At 70.4% G+C, this 15330-nt stretch carries 12 protein-coding genes and 2 tRNA genes; 6 read left to right on the forward strand and 8 right to left on the reverse strand.

All coding sequences use genetic code 11. The features are described 5' to 3' along the window. Nucleotides 1–122 precede the first annotated feature (122 nt). From N8I87_RS26685 to N8I87_RS26700, 4 genes are all read left to right on the forward strand, one after another. Nucleotides 123–3086 (forward strand): UPF0182 family membrane protein, encoded by a 2964-nt coding sequence (locus N8I87_RS26685; RefSeq protein ID WP_263216681.1) that lies wholly within the window; start codon nt 123–125, stop codon nt 3084–3086. 43 nt (nt 3087–3129) lie between these two features. Beyond that, nucleotides 3130–3203 (forward strand) — tRNA-Met (locus tag N8I87_RS26690). Between the two features lie 205 nt (nt 3204–3408). Next, entirely contained in the window at nt 3409–5277 is a 1869-nt protein-coding gene (locus tag N8I87_RS26695) for a tetratricopeptide repeat protein (RefSeq protein WP_263212355.1), read from the forward strand. A gap of 422 nt (nt 5278–5699) precedes the next feature. Beyond that, nucleotides 5700–5773 (forward strand) — tRNA-Met (locus N8I87_RS26700). Between the two features lie 103 nt (nt 5774–5876). On the opposite strand, the gene N8I87_RS26705 is transcribed toward N8I87_RS26700, so the two are convergent. After that, nucleotides 5877–6293, reverse strand: a complete 417-nt coding sequence (locus N8I87_RS26705) for a Fur family transcriptional regulator (RefSeq protein ID WP_263212357.1) — start codon at nt 6291–6293, stop codon at nt 5877–5879. A 136-nt stretch (nt 6294–6429) separates the two neighbouring features. On the opposite strand from N8I87_RS26705, the gene N8I87_RS26710 reads away from it, so the two are divergent. Next, on the forward strand, nt 6430–7899 hold the full coding sequence (locus tag N8I87_RS26710) for a catalase (protein WP_263212358.1): 1470 nt from the start codon (nt 6430–6432) through the stop codon (nt 7897–7899). 78 nt (nt 7900–7977) lie between these two features. Here the strand turns inward: N8I87_RS26710 and N8I87_RS26715 are convergent, their stop codons facing one another. Beyond that, nucleotides 7978–8373, reverse strand: coding sequence for a CBS domain-containing protein (locus N8I87_RS26715; protein ID WP_263212359.1), 396 nt, complete (start codon nt 8371–8373; stop codon nt 7978–7980). 149 nt (nt 8374–8522) lie between these two features. Further along, nucleotides 8523–9323 carry a histidinol-phosphatase gene (hisN, locus tag N8I87_RS26720; RefSeq protein ID WP_263212361.1) on the reverse strand — a complete coding sequence of 267 codons (801 nt, stop codon included), beginning with the start codon at nt 9321–9323 and terminating at the stop codon, nt 8523–8525. Nucleotides 9324–9885: 562 nt separating this feature from the next. Between hisN and N8I87_RS26725 the strand changes: the two genes are divergently transcribed. Continuing rightward, a complete protein-coding gene (locus N8I87_RS26725; protein ID WP_263212362.1) occupies nt 9886–10497 on the forward strand; it encodes a TetR/AcrR family transcriptional regulator in 612 nt (203 codons plus the stop codon). A gap of 76 nt (nt 10498–10573) precedes the next feature. Here the strand turns inward: N8I87_RS26725 and N8I87_RS26730 are convergent, their stop codons facing one another. The 5 genes from N8I87_RS26730 to N8I87_RS26750 form a co-directional block, all read right to left on the reverse strand. After that, nucleotides 10574–10897, reverse strand: coding sequence for a DMT family transporter (locus N8I87_RS26730; RefSeq protein ID WP_263212364.1), 324 nt, complete (start codon nt 10895–10897; stop codon nt 10574–10576). A 92-nt stretch (nt 10898–10989) separates the two neighbouring features. Beyond that, a complete protein-coding gene (rsgA, locus tag N8I87_RS26735) occupies nt 10990–12000 on the reverse strand; it encodes a ribosome small subunit-dependent GTPase A (RefSeq protein ID WP_263212366.1) in 1011 nt (336 codons plus the stop codon). A gap of 13 nt (nt 12001–12013) precedes the next feature. Continuing rightward, the gene (aroA, locus tag N8I87_RS26740; RefSeq protein ID WP_263212368.1) at nt 12014–13339 is read right to left on the reverse strand and encodes a 3-phosphoshikimate 1-carboxyvinyltransferase; all 1326 of its coding nucleotides are present in this window, start codon (nt 13337–13339) and stop codon (nt 12014–12016) included. Nucleotides 13340–13502: 163 nt separating this feature from the next. Further along, the gene (locus N8I87_RS26745; protein ID WP_263212370.1) at nt 13503–14225 is read right to left on the reverse strand and encodes a M50 family metallopeptidase; all 723 of its coding nucleotides are present in this window, start codon (nt 14223–14225) and stop codon (nt 13503–13505) included. A 264-nt stretch (nt 14226–14489) separates the two neighbouring features. After that, complete coding sequence (locus N8I87_RS26750) at nt 14490–15281, reverse strand: DUF2249 domain-containing protein (RefSeq protein WP_263212372.1); 792 nt, start codon at nt 15279–15281, stop codon at nt 14490–14492. Between the last annotated feature and the right edge of the window lie 49 nt (nt 15282–15330).

Below are 15330 nucleotides of genomic sequence, written 5' to 3' on the forward strand. Positions count from 1 at the left end.
GTAAACGGTGAGTAAGTTGCATAGATGTGGGCCCACGATCACGGGGGGCCACGGACGGTCCACGAACACGAGGGCCTGACGGATCAACAGCGAACTTCGAGGTGCGCACCTTGGCTTTCCAGATGCCGGACCGCGGCGGGGGCCCGACGGGGCCGCGGATCAGAGTGGGCCGCCCGTCCCGGCGCGCCCGCAGCCTGCTCATGACACTGGGCGTGCTTGCCGTCCTCGGCATGGCGTTCACCATGTTCGCGGGCTTCTGGACGGACTGGCTGTGGTACCGCTCGGTGCACTACTCGTCCGTGTTCACCACCACGCTGTGGACCAAGATCGGGCTCTTCTTCGTCTTCGGCCTGCTGATGGCGGCCGCGGTCGGCTTCAACATCTGGCTCGCGCACCGGCTGAGGCCCCCGCTGAGCGCCATGTCCATGGAGCAGCAGAGCCTCGACCGCTACCGGATGGGCATCGCGCCGTACAAGACGTGGCTGCTGCTCGGCATCACCGCGCTGGTGGGCCTGATCGCGGGCGCGTCCGCGGCGGGTCAGTGGCGGACCTGGCTGTTGTGGGTCAACGGCGTGCCCTTCCATCAGAAGGACCCGCAGTTCCATCTCGACGTGTCCTTCTACGCCTTCGATCTTCCCTGGTACCGCTTTCTGCTGGGCTTCGGCTTCGCCACCGCGATCCTGTCCCTGATCGCCGCCGCGCTGACCCACTACCTGTACGGCGGGCTGCGCGTCACCAGCCCGGGGGCGCGCGCCACGGGCGCGGCCACCGGACACCTGTCGGTGCTCCTCGGCATCTTCGTCGCCCTGAAGGCGGTCGCCTACTGGCTCGACCGGTACGGACTCGCCGTCAAGTCCAGCGACTTCAAGGCGACCGGGAACTGGACGGGCCTGAGGTACGTCGACGCGAACGCCTATCTCCCGGCCAAGACGATCCTGTTCTGCATCGCCGTCATCTGCGCGCTGCTGTTCTTCGCCACCCTGTGGCGGCGCACCTGGCAGCTGCCCGTCATCGGCTTCGGTCTGATGGTGCTCTCGGCGATCCTCATCGGCGGCCTGTACCCGGCCATCGTCCAGAAGTTCCAGGTCCAGCCCAACGAGCAGGCCAAGGAAGCCCCGTACGTCCAGAAGAACCTCAAGGCGACCCGTGAGGCGTACGGCATCGACGACGCCAAGGTCACCGAGTACTCGGGCACGTCCACCACCTCGGACAAGACCAAGCTGCGCGACGACGTGGCGGACACGGCCAGCATCCGCATCATGGACCCGAACATCGTCTCGCCGACGTTCCAGCAGCTTCAGCAGATGAAGAACTTCTACGGGTTCCCGACCAACCTGGATGTCGACCGGTACTCCACCACGGACGGCAAGGACCAGGACACGGTCGTCGGGCTGCGCGAGCTGAACCTGGACGGCATCCCGAAGAACAACTGGATCAACGACCACTTCCGCTACACGCACGGCTTCGGATTCGTCGCGGCCAAGGGCACCGAGGCCAGCGGCGGCGAACCGGTCTTCACCGAGAAGAACCTGCCCACCACCGGTGACCTGCCCACCTACGAGCAGCGGGTCTACTACGGCGAGAAGACCACCACGTACTCGATCGTCGGCGGTCCTCAGAAGGAGATCGACTACTCCACCGACAACGGTGAGAAGACGACGAGTTACCGCGGCAAGAGCGGCGTCAACCTCGCCAACCCGATCAACCGGGCCGCGTACGCGGTGGCGTTCAACGAGCCGCAGATCCTCTACTCCGGCGCGATCGGCGAGGGATCGCGCATCCTGTACAACCGCACGCCCAAGGACCGGGTCGAGGCGGTCGCCCCCTGGCTGACCATCGACGGGGACGCCTACCCGGCGGTCGTGGACGGTCACATCCAGTGGATCGTGGACGCGTACACGACGACGAACGGCTACCCGTACGCCTCCCGTACGACCCTGGGTGATACGACCGCCGACTCGCTGACCGCCACCAACAACTCCCGTGCGGTGGTGGCCCAGCAGAACCAGGTCAACTACATCCGCAACTCGGTGAAGGCGACCGTCGACGCGTACACCGGCGACGTCAAGCTCTACGAGTGGGACACCAAGGATCCCGTGCTGAAGACCTGGATGAAGGCCTTCCCCGGCACGGTGAAGCCGAAGACGGCCATCTCCGACTCGCTGATGGCCCATCTGCGCTACCCGCAGGACCTGTTCAAGGTCCAGCGCGAGCTGCTCACCCGCTACCACGTGACGGACGCGCAGACCTTCCTGACCGGCAGCGAGGTCTGGCAGGTGCCGGACGACCCGACCAACAAGTCGGGCAACGCGGTGCCACCGTACTACCTGAGCATGAAGATGCCCGGCCAGATGTCGCAGGCGTTCTCGCTGTCCACGGCGTTCACCCCGAACGGGCGTGACAACCTCAGCGCCTACATGTCGATCGACGCCGAGGCCGGCACGCCCGACTACGGCAAGATCAGAATCCTGAAACTGCCGACGAGCACAACGGTCAACGGGCCCAAACAGGTTCAGAGTCAGTTCAACTCCGAACAGGACATCGCCTCGGCCATCAGCCTGCTGAGCCGCGGGCATTCGAGTGTGGAGTACGGCAACCTGCTGGCGGTGCCGCTCGACGGCGGACTGCTCTACGTGGAGCCCGTCTATGTGCGTGGCGGCGGTCTCAAGTACCCGCTGCTGCGGAAGGTATTGGTGAGCTACGGCACCAGCTATGCCTTCGAGAACACACTCGACCAGGCCCTCGACAAGGTCTTCGGAGTGAAGGGTTCGACCAGTACGCCACCGGACACCGGCACCGACAATCCGCCGACGTCCGGCAACCCGACGGTCCAACAGGCGCTGAGCGATGCCCAGAAGGCCTTCGACGCGGGGCAGGAAGCCCTGAAGAAGGGCGACTGGGAGGCGTACGGCAGGGCGCAGAAGGACCTGCAGGACGCGCTGAAGCGGGCCGAGGACGCGCAGTCGAAGGGTGACAAGGCCGGCGGCGGCAACAACGACGGGAAGCCGGGCGGCAGTCCGAGCCCGAGTGGTAGCCCGAGTCCGAGCGGCAGTCCCAGTCCGAGCGGCAGTCCGAGCAGCGGCTGATCAATTCTTCATCCCGTGACGTGATACGGTTGCCGCACAACGGCGCGGGGTGGAGCAGCTCGGTAGCTCGCTGGGCTCATAACCCAGAGGTCGCAGGTTCAAATCCTGTCCCCGCTACTGAAGTCGAAGGCCCGGATCCATTCAGGATCCGGGCCTTCGTGGTGTGCGAACGCATGTGCCGGTCGGCGGTGTCGCCGTGCCGTCGTGGGGACTTGGCCCATGTGTGTTTGACTTGTCTCTCTGTGGGCATGTCGACAAAACGCTGAAGTGACCTCCCGGGCTGCGGTATACCGGGTGTACCGAGGTTGCAGGTGGTGCGACGATGGACGTTATGGGGGACAAGGCAACTCTGTTGGAGACCGGGCGTTTTGCGCAGAATTCTGACCATGCGCAGCCTTCTGACGTGGTGGAGCCTTCCGACTTGGTGCAGCCCTCCGGCCGGGACGAGGCCGGTGAGGCTGTCGAGGAGGTACGTCAGCGGCTTGCCGTGGAGGCCGGTGACATCGAGGCGATGAGCGTCCTCGGGGCCATGCTGCTGCGCCGTGGCGACCTCGACGGAGCCGAGCCCCATCTGCGCGGCGCCACCGCCGCCGGCGACCGTGCCGCCGCCAACAACCTCGGTGTCCTGCTGCACCAGCGCGGCTATGCCGAGGAGGCCGCCGGATGGTGGCGGATCGCTGCCGTCGCCGGTTCCGCGGCCGCGGCGCACGCGCTGGGCCGTCACCACCGGGAGCGCGGGGACGAGCCCGCCGCCGAGTACTGGCTGCGGCAGTCCGCCGAGCAGGGGCACGCGCTGGGCGCGTACGCGCTCGCCGACCTGCTGGAGCACCGGGGGGTCGCCGGCGCCGAGCAGTGGATGCGGGCCGCGGCCGAGCGCGGGCATCGCGAGGCGGCGTACCGGCTTGCTCGCGCGCTTGATCGCAAGGCCGGGGCGGAGGGGGACGGCGGCGCTGACAACGGTGTCGCGAACGTCTTCCTGGAGGAGGCCGAGCAGTGGTACCGGCAGGCCGCCGCGCGCGGGCACCGGCGGGCCGCGCTGCAGCTCGGGGCGATCCTGGAGAAGCGGGGCGAGCTCAAGGAGGCCGGGCGCTGGTATCTGACCTCCGCCAAGGACGGGGAGGCGCGGGCCGCCTGTGCGCTCGGGTTCCTGCTGCGTGACGCCGGGGACACCGAGAGTGCCGCCGTGTGGTGGCTGCGGGCCGCGCAGGACGGTGACGGCAACGCGGCGAACGCGCTGGGCGCGCTGCACGCCGAGCGCGGGGAGACGCAGACGGCCGAGCGGTGGTACCGGGCGGCGATGGACGCCGGGGACGACAACGGGGCGTACAACCTGGGGCTGCTCTGCGCCGAGCAGGGGCGGACCGCGCAGGCCGAGCAGTGGTACCGGCGGGCCGCGTACGCCGGGCACCGGGAGGCGGCGAACGCGCTGGCGATCCTGCTGCTGCAGGGGGGCGACACGACCGGGGCCGAGCCGTGGTTCTCCAAGGCGGCCGAGGCGGGGAGCGTGGACGCCGCGTTCAACCTGGGGATCCTGTACGCCGGGCGGGGCACCGAGGACGATGCCGTGGTCGCGCTGCGGTGGTACGAGCGGGCGGCCGCCGCCGGGCACACGGAGGCGGCGCTGCAGGTCGGGATGGCTCGACTACGGGACGGGAACGAGCAGGAGGCCGAGCGGCATCTGCGGTGCGCGGCGGGCGGGGGGAGCGCGGAGGCCGCGTACCGGCTGGCCACCGTGCTGGACGCGCGGCAGCCGGCGGCGTCCGCACATGAGCTCGGGGAGTCGGTGCACGAGAAGACCGAGTGCGAGGAGTGGTACGAGCGGGCGGCTTCTCAGGGGCATCGGCGGGCGCAGGTGCGGGTCGGGATGCTGGCCGCTGCGCGCGGTGACGTCGTGGAGGCGGCGCGGTGGTACCGGGAGGCTGCCGAGGCCGGCTCCCGGAACGGGGCGTTCAATCTGGGGCTGCTGCTGGCGCGGGAGGGGAGCGAGCCGGAGGCGGCGGTGTGGTGGACGCGGGCCGCTGACGCGGGGCATGGGCGGGCGGCGCTCCGGCTCGCCCTCGTCTACGCGCGTCGGGGTGAGCTGGCGGAGGGGCAGCGGTGGGCCGACCGGGCGGTGTCGCTGGGGCCGGAGGAGGTCAGTGAACGGGCGGCGCGGTTGCGGGATGCGTTGCGGGAGGAGTTGTCGGCGTGACGCTGCGCTGAGCTTGGGCGGCTTCTTTGCCCGCCCGCCCACCGGACTCGGGAGGCCAGAGGTTGCCGCTCCCTGGGGCTCCGCCCCAGACCCCGGCGGGGGCTGCGCCCCCTGCGCCCCTGCGTGCGTGGCTCGGTCGGCCGGGAGGTCGCTGTTTCCGTGGGCTGCGCCCCGGGTCCCGGTGGGGCTGGGTCGCTGACCCCCTGGCTCGGGCGGCCAAGAGGTTGCTGTTTCCTGGGGCTGCGCCCCGGGTCCCGGCGGGGGCTGCGCCCCCTACCGCTGTGTGCCTGGCTCGGTCGGCCGGCCGGTCGCCGTTGCCTGGGGCCGCGGCCCAGATCCCGGTCTGCTGGGCTCCGCCCCAGCACCCCCGGACAAGCAATTTGCCTCGCTCCGCGTTCTTGACGTAATGTTGCGTTCACCGACGCGGGGTGGAGCAGCTCGGTAGCTCGCTGGGCTCATAACCCAGAGGTCGCAGGTTCAAATCCTGTCCCCGCTACTGAAGGCCGAAGGGCCCGGATCATTCGATCCGGGTCCTTCGGTGTTTGTGGTGCCAGCGCTGAGCCCCGGCACATGCGGTGCCGGGGCTCGGGGCGTGGGTGTCAGGCCGCTGCGCAGTTGGGGCAGGTGCCGCGGTACGTCACCTCTACGTCCGAGACCGCGAAGCCGAAGCGTTCCGAGTCGGGGAGGTCGGCCAGCGGGTTGCCGGTCGGGTGGACGTCGCGGATCGCGCCGCACTGGGCGCAGACCAGGTGGTGGTGCGGCCGGTGTGCGTTCGGGTCGTACCGCTTGGCCCGCTTGTCCGTGGAGACCTCGAGCACCTCGCCGAGGGTCACCAGTTCACCCAGCGTGTTGTAGACGGTCGCCCGGGAGATCTCCGGCAGCTTCGCGACGGCACGCGCGTGTACCTCGTCGGCCGTCAGGTGGACGTGTTCGCCGTCCAGAACCTCGGCCACGACGCGCCGCTGCGCGGTCATCCGCCATCCGCGTCCGCGCAGCCGTTCCAGAAGGTCGCTCATGAGGACCAGCCTAACAGCAAGGGGACCCAAGTCCCGAACAGGTGTGAGTTTGGAGGTCTACTTGATTTAGATATTGTCTATTGTAGGATCTAGGCTGGCTTTGGCCAAGGGACAGCAAGAGACAGAAGTGTTGGTAATGGTGCTGGAGGCTTACGTGACGCAGGGACCGCTTACGACGGAGGCCGGTGCTCCGGTCGCCGACAACCAGAACAGCGAGACCGCGGGCGTCGGTGGCCCCGTCCTCGTCCAGGACCAGCTGCTCCTGGAGAAGCTGGCCCACTTCAACCGTGAGCGCATCCCGGAGCGGGTGGTGCATGCCCGGGGCGCGGGTGCGTACGGCACCTTCACGGTGACCGCCGATGTCACGCCCTACACGCGCGCCGCGTTCCTCTCCGAGGTCGGCAAGCAGACCGAGGTCTTCCTGCGCTTCTCGACCGTGGCCGGCAACCTGGGTGCCGCGGACGCGGTGCGCGATCCTCGTGGCTGGGCGCTGAAGTTCTACACCGAAGAGGGCAACTACGACCTCGTCGGCAACAACACCCCGGTGTTCTTCATCAAGGACGCCATCAAGTTCCCGGACTTCATCCACACCCAGAAGCGCGACCCGTACACGGGCTCCCAGGAGGCCGACAACGTGTGGGACTTCTGGGGGCTGTCCCCCGAGTCCACGCACCAGGTGACCTGGCTGTTCGGCGACCGCGGCATCCCGGCGTCGTACCGCCACATGAACGGCTACGGTTCGCACACCTTCCAGTGGAACAACGAGGCCGGCGAGGCCTTCTGGGTCAAGTACCACTTCAAGACCGACCAGGGGATCAAGAACCTCACCCAGGCCGAGGCCAACCGGATCGCCGGCGAGGACCCGGACTCGCACCAGCGCGATCTGCGCGAGGCCATCGAGCGCGGCGACTTCCCGACCTGGACCGTGCAGGTGCAGATCATGCCGGCGGCGGACGCGGCGACGTACCGCTTCAACCCGTTCGACGTCACCAAGGTGTGGCCGCACGCGGACTACCCGCCGATCGAGATCGGCAAGCTGGAGCTCAACCGCAACCCGGAGAACCTCTTCGCCGAGGTCGAGCAGAGCGTCTTCTCGCCCGCCCACTTCGTGCCGGGCATCGGTCCCTCGCCCGACAAGATGCTCCAGGGCCGCCTCTTCGCGTACGGCGACGCCCACCGCTACCGCGTCGGCATCAACGCCGACCATCTGCCGGTGAACCGCCCGCACGCCACCGAGGCGCGCACCCACTCCCGTGACGGCTTTCTGTACGACGGCCGCCACGGAGGCGCGAAGAACTACGAGCCCAACAGCTTCGGCGGGCCGTTCCAGACGGACCGTCCGCTGTGGCAGTCCACCCCGGTGACCGGCGGGACCGGCGACCACGCCGCCCCCGTGCATGCCGAGGACGACGACTTCGTCCAGGCGGGCAACCTCTACCGGCTGATGTCCGAGGACGAGCAGGGCCGGCTCGTCGAGAACCTGGCGGGCTTCATCGCCAGGGTCTCGCGCGACGACATCGCCGAGCGCGCGATCGGCAACTTCCGCCAGGCGGACGGTGACCTCGGCAAGCGGCTGGAGGCCACGGTCCAGGCCCTGCGCGGCTGACACACAGCAGTACCGCGTCGCTTGCCGTGGTGGCGGGCCGGATCCCCGAGAGGTCGGGGTCCGGCCCGTTTCGCGTGTTCAGAGTGCCGGTGCGGGCTCCCGCGCGGGAGCCCAGCAGCGGATGATGTCGCGGACCGAGACGATTCCGGCGGGCTCGCCGTGGTCGAGGACGATGAGGTGCCGGAAGCCGCCGTGCGCCATGGCGCGGGCCGCCTCCTCCAGCGTCCAGTTGGGCGTGGCGAACACGACGTTGTTGGTGGTGTGGGCGTGGGTGCGTTCCGTGTCCGGGTTCTGGCCCAGGCCGACGGAGTTGAGGATGTCGCGTTCGGTGAGGATGCCGATGCCGCCCTCGTCGGGGTCGAGCACGATGGCGGCGCCCACGCGGCGGGCGGACATCAGGGCGGCGGCTTGTCGGAGGGTGTGTGCCGGGCCGATGGTCAGGACCACCGTGCTCATGGCGTCGCGAACGAGCATGGTCTGGAGCCACCTCCTACGAATCACTGACATAGTTCAGGGATTCACAAGTTCACAAATGAGGGTGTCTTCAGAGTGGCAGGTAAAGCGGAGGTCAACAAGAGGGCGCGCGCAGCCAGTTGAGGGCGTGCGTGATCACCTCGTGCTGCTCAGTAGCGCTGGTTGAGATACCCCAGCAACTCGTCGTGGAGCAGACCGTTCGACGCGGCCGCGTTGCCGCTGTGCGGGCCGGGGCGGGCGTCGAGGCCGGTGAAGGTGCCGCCGGCCTCCGTGACGACGATCGCGTTGGCGGCCATGTCCCACAGGGACAGCTCGGGTTCGGCGCAGATGTCCACCGAACCCTCGGCGACCATCATGTAGGGCCAGAAGTCGCCGTACGCGCGCGTGCGCCAGACCTCGCGGGTCAGGTCGAGGAAGCCGTTCAGCCGGCCGCGCTCCTCCCAGCCGCTCAGCGAGGAGTACGCGAACGAGGCGTCCGCGAGCTTGGAGACGCGCGAGACGTGGATGCGGGTCGCCGAGGCCAGACTGCGGCCGGTGAAGGCACCGTGGCCCTTCGCGGCCCACCAGCGGCGGCCGAGGGCGGGGGCGGAGACGACGCCGACGACGGGCTGGAAGCCGCCCTCCCCCGCCTCCGTCAGGGAGATCAGGGTGGCCCAGACGGGGACGCCGCGCACGTAGTTCTTGGTGCCGTCGATCGGGTCGATCACCCAGCGGCGTGGGCCGGTGCCCTCGATGCCGTACTCCTCGCCCAGGACCGCGTCCCGCGGGCGGGCGCGCTGGAGCTGCCCGCGGATGAGCTCCTCGGCGGCCTTGTCCGCTTCGCTCACCGGGGTCATGTCCGGCTTGGTCTCGACCTTGAGGTCGAGCGCCTTGAAACGGTCCATGGTGGCGGCGTCGGCCGCGTCCGCGAGGACGTGGGCGAGGCGGAGGTCGTCAAGGTAGTCCGGCATGGGACGAACGGTATCCGCCGTGGTCGCCGCACGGCTACACGGGGCCGTTCGGCGAAGGCGCCTGAGCCGTGTCGGGGGTCGTTCGGCGAAGATGCCTCAGTCGTGTCCGGGCTGTTCCGTAAGGACGTCCCGGCCGTGTCCAGGGTCGTTCCGCGAAGATGCCCCGGTCGTGTCGGGGGTCGTTCGGCGGAGATGCCTCAGTCGTGTCCGGGCTGTTCCGTAAGGACGTCCCGGCCGTGTCCAGGGTCGTTCGGCAAAGGTGCCTCAACCGTGTCCGGGGCCGTTCGGCAACACGCCCCGACCGTGTCCGGAGTCGTTCCGCGAAGGCGCCCCACCCGTGTCCGGGACCGTGCCGCAAAGGTGCCCCAGCCGCGGCCGGGAACAGTCCGCGAGACGCCCCAGCCGCGTCCGGTGACGTTCCGTGAGAAACACTCCAACCGCGGCCAGCAGCGCCCCGCGTGCGGTGGCCGAAGGGCGCCCCTCGGTACCCTCGCGAACCCTTGACAGTGCATTCGTGCGCGTCAAATCTGGGCGCAGAGCCGCTCGCCCCAGGGAGGCGATGATGCCTGCAGCGCGGGAATCCCTACTGGACGCCGCGTACACGGCGCTTGCGCGTCGGCCGTGGTCCGCCGTGCGGATGGTGGATGTGGCGGCTGCGGCCGGGGTGTCCCGGCAGACGCTGTACAACGAGTTCGGGAGCAAGGAGGGGCTGGCCAGGGCGCTGGTGCGCAGGGAGGCCGACGGATATCTCGCGGGGGTGGAGCGCGCCCTCGCCAGTTACTCCGAACCCTGGGACCGGCTGACCGCCACCGCCGAGTGGACCGCCTCGGCCGCCCGCGAGAACGACCTCGTGCGCGCCATGCTCACCGGTTGCTGGAGCGAGCGTCTGCCCGCGCCGACCCTCTCCGCCGTGCCCTCCGCCTCGGCCGTACCGGCACAGCGCCGGGCGGACGGCCCGCTGCCGTCGCCGGGGGACTTCGTGCAGATCGTGCGGGACCGGGCGGTGGCTGTGCTCGCCGGGCCCGGCGGTGGCGGTGCGCGGGGCGACGGCGGCGAGCTCACCCGGTCCTGCGAACTCGTCGTACGCCTCGCCCTGTCCTTCGTGGCCGCGCCGCCGGGGGAGGGCGGGATCGCCGAACTGGTGCGGGGCGCCCTCCACCGGCAGTCGGCGTGACCCTTCCCCGGTCGTCCCCCGAACCCGCCCCGGAGGCAAGGGGGTTCGGGAGCGTGCCGTACGAGCGGTGCGCCGTCTAGCGGGCCGAGCCCGACAGCTGCAGGCCGATCACGCCGATGATGACGAGGCTGATCGAGACGATCTTCAGTGTCGAGACCAGGTCGCCGAGGAAGGCCATGCCGTAGATCGCGGTGCCCGCCGCGCCGATGCCGGTCCACACCGCGTAGGCGGGGCCCACGTCCAGCTTCCTCAGGGAAAGGGTCAGCAGACCGAAGCTTCCCAGGGCGAAGACGCAGAACGCGATCGTGGGCCACAGCCGGGTGAAGCCGTGGGAGAGCTTGAGGGACACGGCGAAACCGGTCTCCAGCATTCCGGCCACGATGACCAGCAGCCACGCCATGTGCTGTCCTCCCGTAGGTCCGGCTCGGTGCGATTGTGCACGTACCGGACTATGCACTTACCGGACTCGCGTCAAGGCAAACAACGCGGTGGTCAGTCGCCTTCCTTGCTCTCCCGCGTCGCCAGCAGCCGGCGCAGCGAATACAGCCGTGCCGGGTCCGCGTGACCCTCGGCCACCCACTCGTCCAGCGCGCAGTCCGGCTCGTCGTGACTGCACGCGCGCGGGCAGCCCTCGGTGCCGGGCTCCAGGTCCGGGAAGGCGTGGATGACCCGGGACGGGTCGATGTGCGCGAGGCCGAAGGACCGTACGCCCGGGGTGTCGACGACCCAGCCGTTCGCGCCGGTGAGCGGCAGCGCGAGCGCCGAGGTCGTGGTGTGGCGGCCGCGGCCCGTCACCGCGTTCACCCGGCCCGTCGTACGGCGGCGGTCCTGCGGGACGAGAGCGTTGACCAGGGTCGTCTTGCCCACGCCCGAGTGACCCACGAACGCCGTGATCTTGCCGTCGAGGTGCTCGCGGACGCGGTCGGCCGCGTCGCCGTTCTCCAACTCCTCGCGGCTGGTGACGACGTAGGGGATGTCCAGGTCTCCGTAGAGCTCCAGCAGCTTGTCTGGCGGGGCCAGGTCCGACTTGGTCATCACCAGCAGGGGTTCGAGGCCGCCGTCGTAGGCCGCGACCAGACAGCGGTCGATCAGGCGGGGGCGCGGCTCCGGGTCGGCCAGGGCCGTGACGATGGCCAGCTGGTCGGCGTTGGCGACGACCACGCGCTCGTACGGGTCGTCGTCGTCGGCGGTCCGGCGCAGCAGCGAGGTGCGCTCCTCGATGCGGACGATACGGGCGAGGGTGTCCTTCTTCCCGGACAGATCGCCGACGAGGGCCACCCGGTCGCCGACCACCGCCGCCTTGCGGCCAAGTTCACGGGCCTTCATCGCCACGATCGGCATGTCGTCGACGAGGCAGGTCAGACGGCCCCGGTCCACGGTGAGGACCATGCCCTCGGCGGCGTCCTCGTGTTTCGGGCGGATGTTCGTGCGAGGCCGGTTGCCCTTGCGGTTCGGGCGGCTGCGGATGTCGTCCTCGTCGGTGTGCTTGCCGTAGCGGCGCATGGCGGTCGGTCCCCTACGCCCTGTCGCTCCCGAGCATCCCGGCCCACATGTCGGGGAAGTCCGGCAGCGTCTTCGCCGTGGTCGCCACGTTCTCGATCTGCACGCCCTCGACCGCCAGGCCGATGATCGCGCCGGCGGTCGCCATGCGGTGGTCCTCGTAGGTGTGGAAGACGCCGCCGTGCAGTCGGCGCGGGCGGATGTGCAGGCCGTCGGCCGTCTCGGTGACGTCGCCGCCGAGCTCGTTGATCTCCTTGGTGAGCGCGGCCAGCCGGTCCGTCTCGTGCAGGCGCAGATGGGCCACGCCCCGCAGGGTGGAGGGGGAGTCCGCGAGGGCGGCGACCGCCGCGATGCCCGGGGTCAGCTCGCCCACGTCGCTCAGGTCGACATCGATGCCGTGGATGGCACCCGAACCGGTGAACTCCAGCCCGTACTCGGTCAGTTCGCAGGAACCGCCCATTTCGGTGAAGATCTCGCGCAGCCGGTCACCCGGCTGGGTCGTCCGGGACGGCCAGTCCGGGACGAGCACCTTGCCGCCGGTGACCAGGGCCGCCGCCAGGAACGGCTGAGCGTTGGACAGGTCCGGCTCGATGGTCAGGTCGCGGCCGAGCAGGGCGCCCGGGGTGACCCGCCACACGTTCGGCTCGCCGCCCGACTCCGGGGTGTCCACCTGGGCGCCGACCGCGCGCAGCATGTCCACCGTCATCCGGATGTGCGGCATGGAGGGCAGCGAGGCGCCGATGTGGCGGACCTCGACGCCCTGGTTGAAGCGCGGTCCCGACAGCAGCAGCGCGGACACGAACTGCGACGAGGACGAGGCGTCGATCGACACCGGGCCGCCGTCCAGCGCGCCCCCGCCGTGCACGGTCAGCGGCAGCGCGCCCCGGCCGTCGTCGTCGATCCGGGCGCCGAGCGCGCGCAGCGCGTCGATCACGCCGTTCAGGGGACGCTCGTACGACCGCGGGTCGCCGTCGAAGCGGACGGGGCCGTCGGCCAGCGCGGCGACCGGCGGAAGGAAGCGCATGACCGTGCCGGCGTTGCCGACGTCGACGGTGGCCGGGCCGTGCAGGCCCGTGGGGAGGACGCGCCAGGCCTCTCCGGAGCCGTCGGGGCCCACGCCTTCCTCGATGCCGACGCCCATGGCACGCAGGGCACCGGCCATCAGCAGCGTGTCGCGGGACCGCAGGGGGCGGCGCAGCCAGCCGGGCTCGGAGGCGAGGGCGGCGAGCACCAGGGCGCGGTTGGTGACGGACTTGGACCCGGGCACGTGGACCGTCGCGTCGACGGCTCCGCTCGCGTGCGGGGCGGGCCAGAGGGCGGTGTGCGCGGGGTTCGGGGCCATAGGGCCACTTTATAAGGAGGCCGTGGTTCGGGTGCGGCGCCGTTGCGGCTGGTGGCGCCCGCGCGGCGGGGCCGTGAATCGTCCAGGTCCCGTGCCCCTGGGCTGTTCGGGGCGCCTTCTCGTCCCCTCGGCAGCCGGATGTCGTCCCTCCCGCGGTCGGCTGTCATCCCTCCAGCAGCCGGCTGCCCCCGATGAACAGCGAGCACAGTGACACCGCGTGGAACAGGAACAGCCACAGGCCCGCGGGGACGTGCGTCAGGCGGGACAGTTGGTCCGCGTCCGAGTCGCCCGCTCCACCGCGTGCACGCTTGACCTGGAGTTCGAAGGCCGGGCGCACCCCGCCGAACAGCAGGAACCACACCACCGCATAAGCGAACGCCGCCTGCACCTGGGGACCGGCGAGCCAGGACACCAGCAGGAAGGCCGCGCCCGTGACGATCACCGTCAGCGCCCCGTAGGCGTTCCGGATCATGAGCAGCATGGCGACGAGCAGGGCGGTCGCCGCCCACAGCAGCAGCGTGATGTGCCCGGCGGCCAGCAGCGCGGCGCCACCCAGGCCCAGCAGCGGGGGAGCGGTGTAGCCGGCCGCCGCGGTGAGGATCATGCCCGGGCCGGTCGGCTTGCCCCGGCTCACGGTCAGGCCACTGGTGTCGGAGTGCAGGCGTATGCCCGTCAATCGGCGGCCGGTGACCAGCGCCACCAGGCCGTGGCCGCCCTCGTGGGCGATGGTGATCGCGTTGCGCGCGACGCGCCACACGGAGGGCGGGACGACCGCGGCGAGCGCGGCGACCAGGGTGGCGATCACCACCCACAGATCGGGGTCGGGCTGGGTGCCGACGAGACGGTCCCAGAGGTCGGGCAGCGCGGTGGCGGCGGTGCTGTCCATGTGTGCTGTTGCTCCCTCTGGTCGTTCGGAGGCTGGCAGTGTGGCACGTATGCGCGGACGGTATCTGAGACGCCGACGTGGCAGAGACCGTTCCTGACGGTAAACGTGCAGGTCACAGCGTTAGAGCCCCGGAGTGATCCGGGGCTCTTCCATCGAACGACTGCCCGCGCAGAACACGCCGATCGCGCCGAACGCGCCGCGTGTGTCGAGCGCGTGCCGACTCGCCGGGGTCGCGCCCGCCCGGCCGTAGCCCGCCCGTGGCGGTCAGCGGTGCGTGAGCAGCAGGCGCCACGCGTCGGGGCCGCGCTGGAGGTACTCCACCGCGAACGCGCCCGGGTGACGGTCCTCGATCTGGCCCAGCAGGGGCAGCGGGTCGTGCGGCGCGACCAGGATCATCGCCCGCCCGGAGGGCACCGCGGCGATCGCACCGAACACCGTGGCGTGCCGCAGCGAGTGCGGGACGTCGCGTACGTCAAGCTCGGGCACGTCCGTCTCGTCCGAACCGCCGCAGCCGCAGGTGCCACCGCAGCCACCGCCGGACGTCTCTCCGTGCTCGTGACCGTGGCCGTGCTCGTGGCCGAGGATGTCGTGCATGCCCTCCAGGAGTCCGGCGAGGGAGATGTCCGGGGAACCGGCCACCAGCGGCAGGATCAGGGTGTTCTCCTTCTCCAGGTGCTCCTCGAACAGCACCTGCAGCGCCCGGCCGTCGGTCGCCGCCTGCACGGCCGAACCGGCGGTGCGCAGCGCCTCGACGAGCGCGTGAATCCTGCGGTGCTCGGCGAGCATGCCGTCGATCAGGAGGCGCGCGGCGGGCAGGTCGTGGGCCACGGGGTAGAGGGTCTCCTCCTCGGCGGCCGCGTGCGGCACCAGGTCGCGCTCGCAGAAGGCGACCAGTTCCGCACGGATGCGGTCCGCCGCCTCCGGGTCGCGCTCCGCGGCCGCGATCAGCATCGCGACCCGTCCGGCCAGGTCACCCGCCAGTTGCGTGTGGTGCGCCTCGACGGCTTCGACGGCCGCCGCGTCCTGGGGGTCCGATGCGATGGTCAGGGTGCTCATGAGGGTCGTCCTTCCAACGGCCGGCAGCCCGTCCCCGTTCGGTCCGGGC

It is taken from the genome of Streptomyces sp. HUAS 15-9 (assembly GCF_025642155.1).
Classification (GTDB): domain Bacteria; phylum Actinomycetota; class Actinomycetes; order Streptomycetales; family Streptomycetaceae; genus Streptomyces.

Bases quoted from the DNA above. Each gene is read 5' to 3' on its own strand.
- N8I87_RS26705 (WP_263212357.1), bottom strand. From the start codon at position 6,293: ATGAGCGACCTTCTGGAACGGCTGCGCGGACGCGGATGGCGGATGACC.
- hisN (WP_263212361.1), bottom strand. From the start codon at position 9,323: ATGCCGGACTACCTTGACGACCTCCGCCTCGCCCACGTCCTCGCGGAC.
- N8I87_RS26695 (WP_263212355.1), top strand. From the start codon at position 3,409: ATGGACGTTATGGGGGACAAGGCAACTCTGTTGGAGACCGGGCGTTTT.
- N8I87_RS26750 (WP_263212372.1), bottom strand. From the start codon at position 15,281: ATGAGCACCCTGACCATCGCATCGGACCCCCAGGACGCGGCGGCCGTC.
- N8I87_RS26725 (WP_263212362.1), top strand. From the start codon at position 9,886: ATGCCTGCAGCGCGGGAATCCCTACTGGACGCCGCGTACACGGCGCTT.
- N8I87_RS26715 (WP_263212359.1), bottom strand. From the start codon at position 8,373: ATGCTCGTTCGCGACGCCATGAGCACGGTGGTCCTGACCATCGGCCCG.
- N8I87_RS26710 (WP_263212358.1), top strand. From the start codon at position 6,430: ATGGTGCTGGAGGCTTACGTGACGCAGGGACCGCTTACGACGGAGGCC.
- N8I87_RS26685 (WP_263216681.1), top strand. From the start codon at position 123: ATGCCGGACCGCGGCGGGGGCCCGACGGGGCCGCGGATCAGAGTGGGC.
- rsgA (WP_263212366.1), bottom strand. From the start codon at position 12,000: ATGCGCCGCTACGGCAAGCACACCGACGAGGACGACATCCGCAGCCGC.
- N8I87_RS26745 (WP_263212370.1), bottom strand. From the start codon at position 14,225: ATGGACAGCACCGCCGCCACCGCGCTGCCCGACCTCTGGGACCGTCTC.
- aroA (WP_263212368.1), bottom strand. From the start codon at position 13,339: ATGGCCCCGAACCCCGCGCACACCGCCCTCTGGCCCGCCCCGCACGCG.
- N8I87_RS26730 (WP_263212364.1), bottom strand. From the start codon at position 10,897: ATGGCGTGGCTGCTGGTCATCGTGGCCGGAATGCTGGAGACCGGTTTC.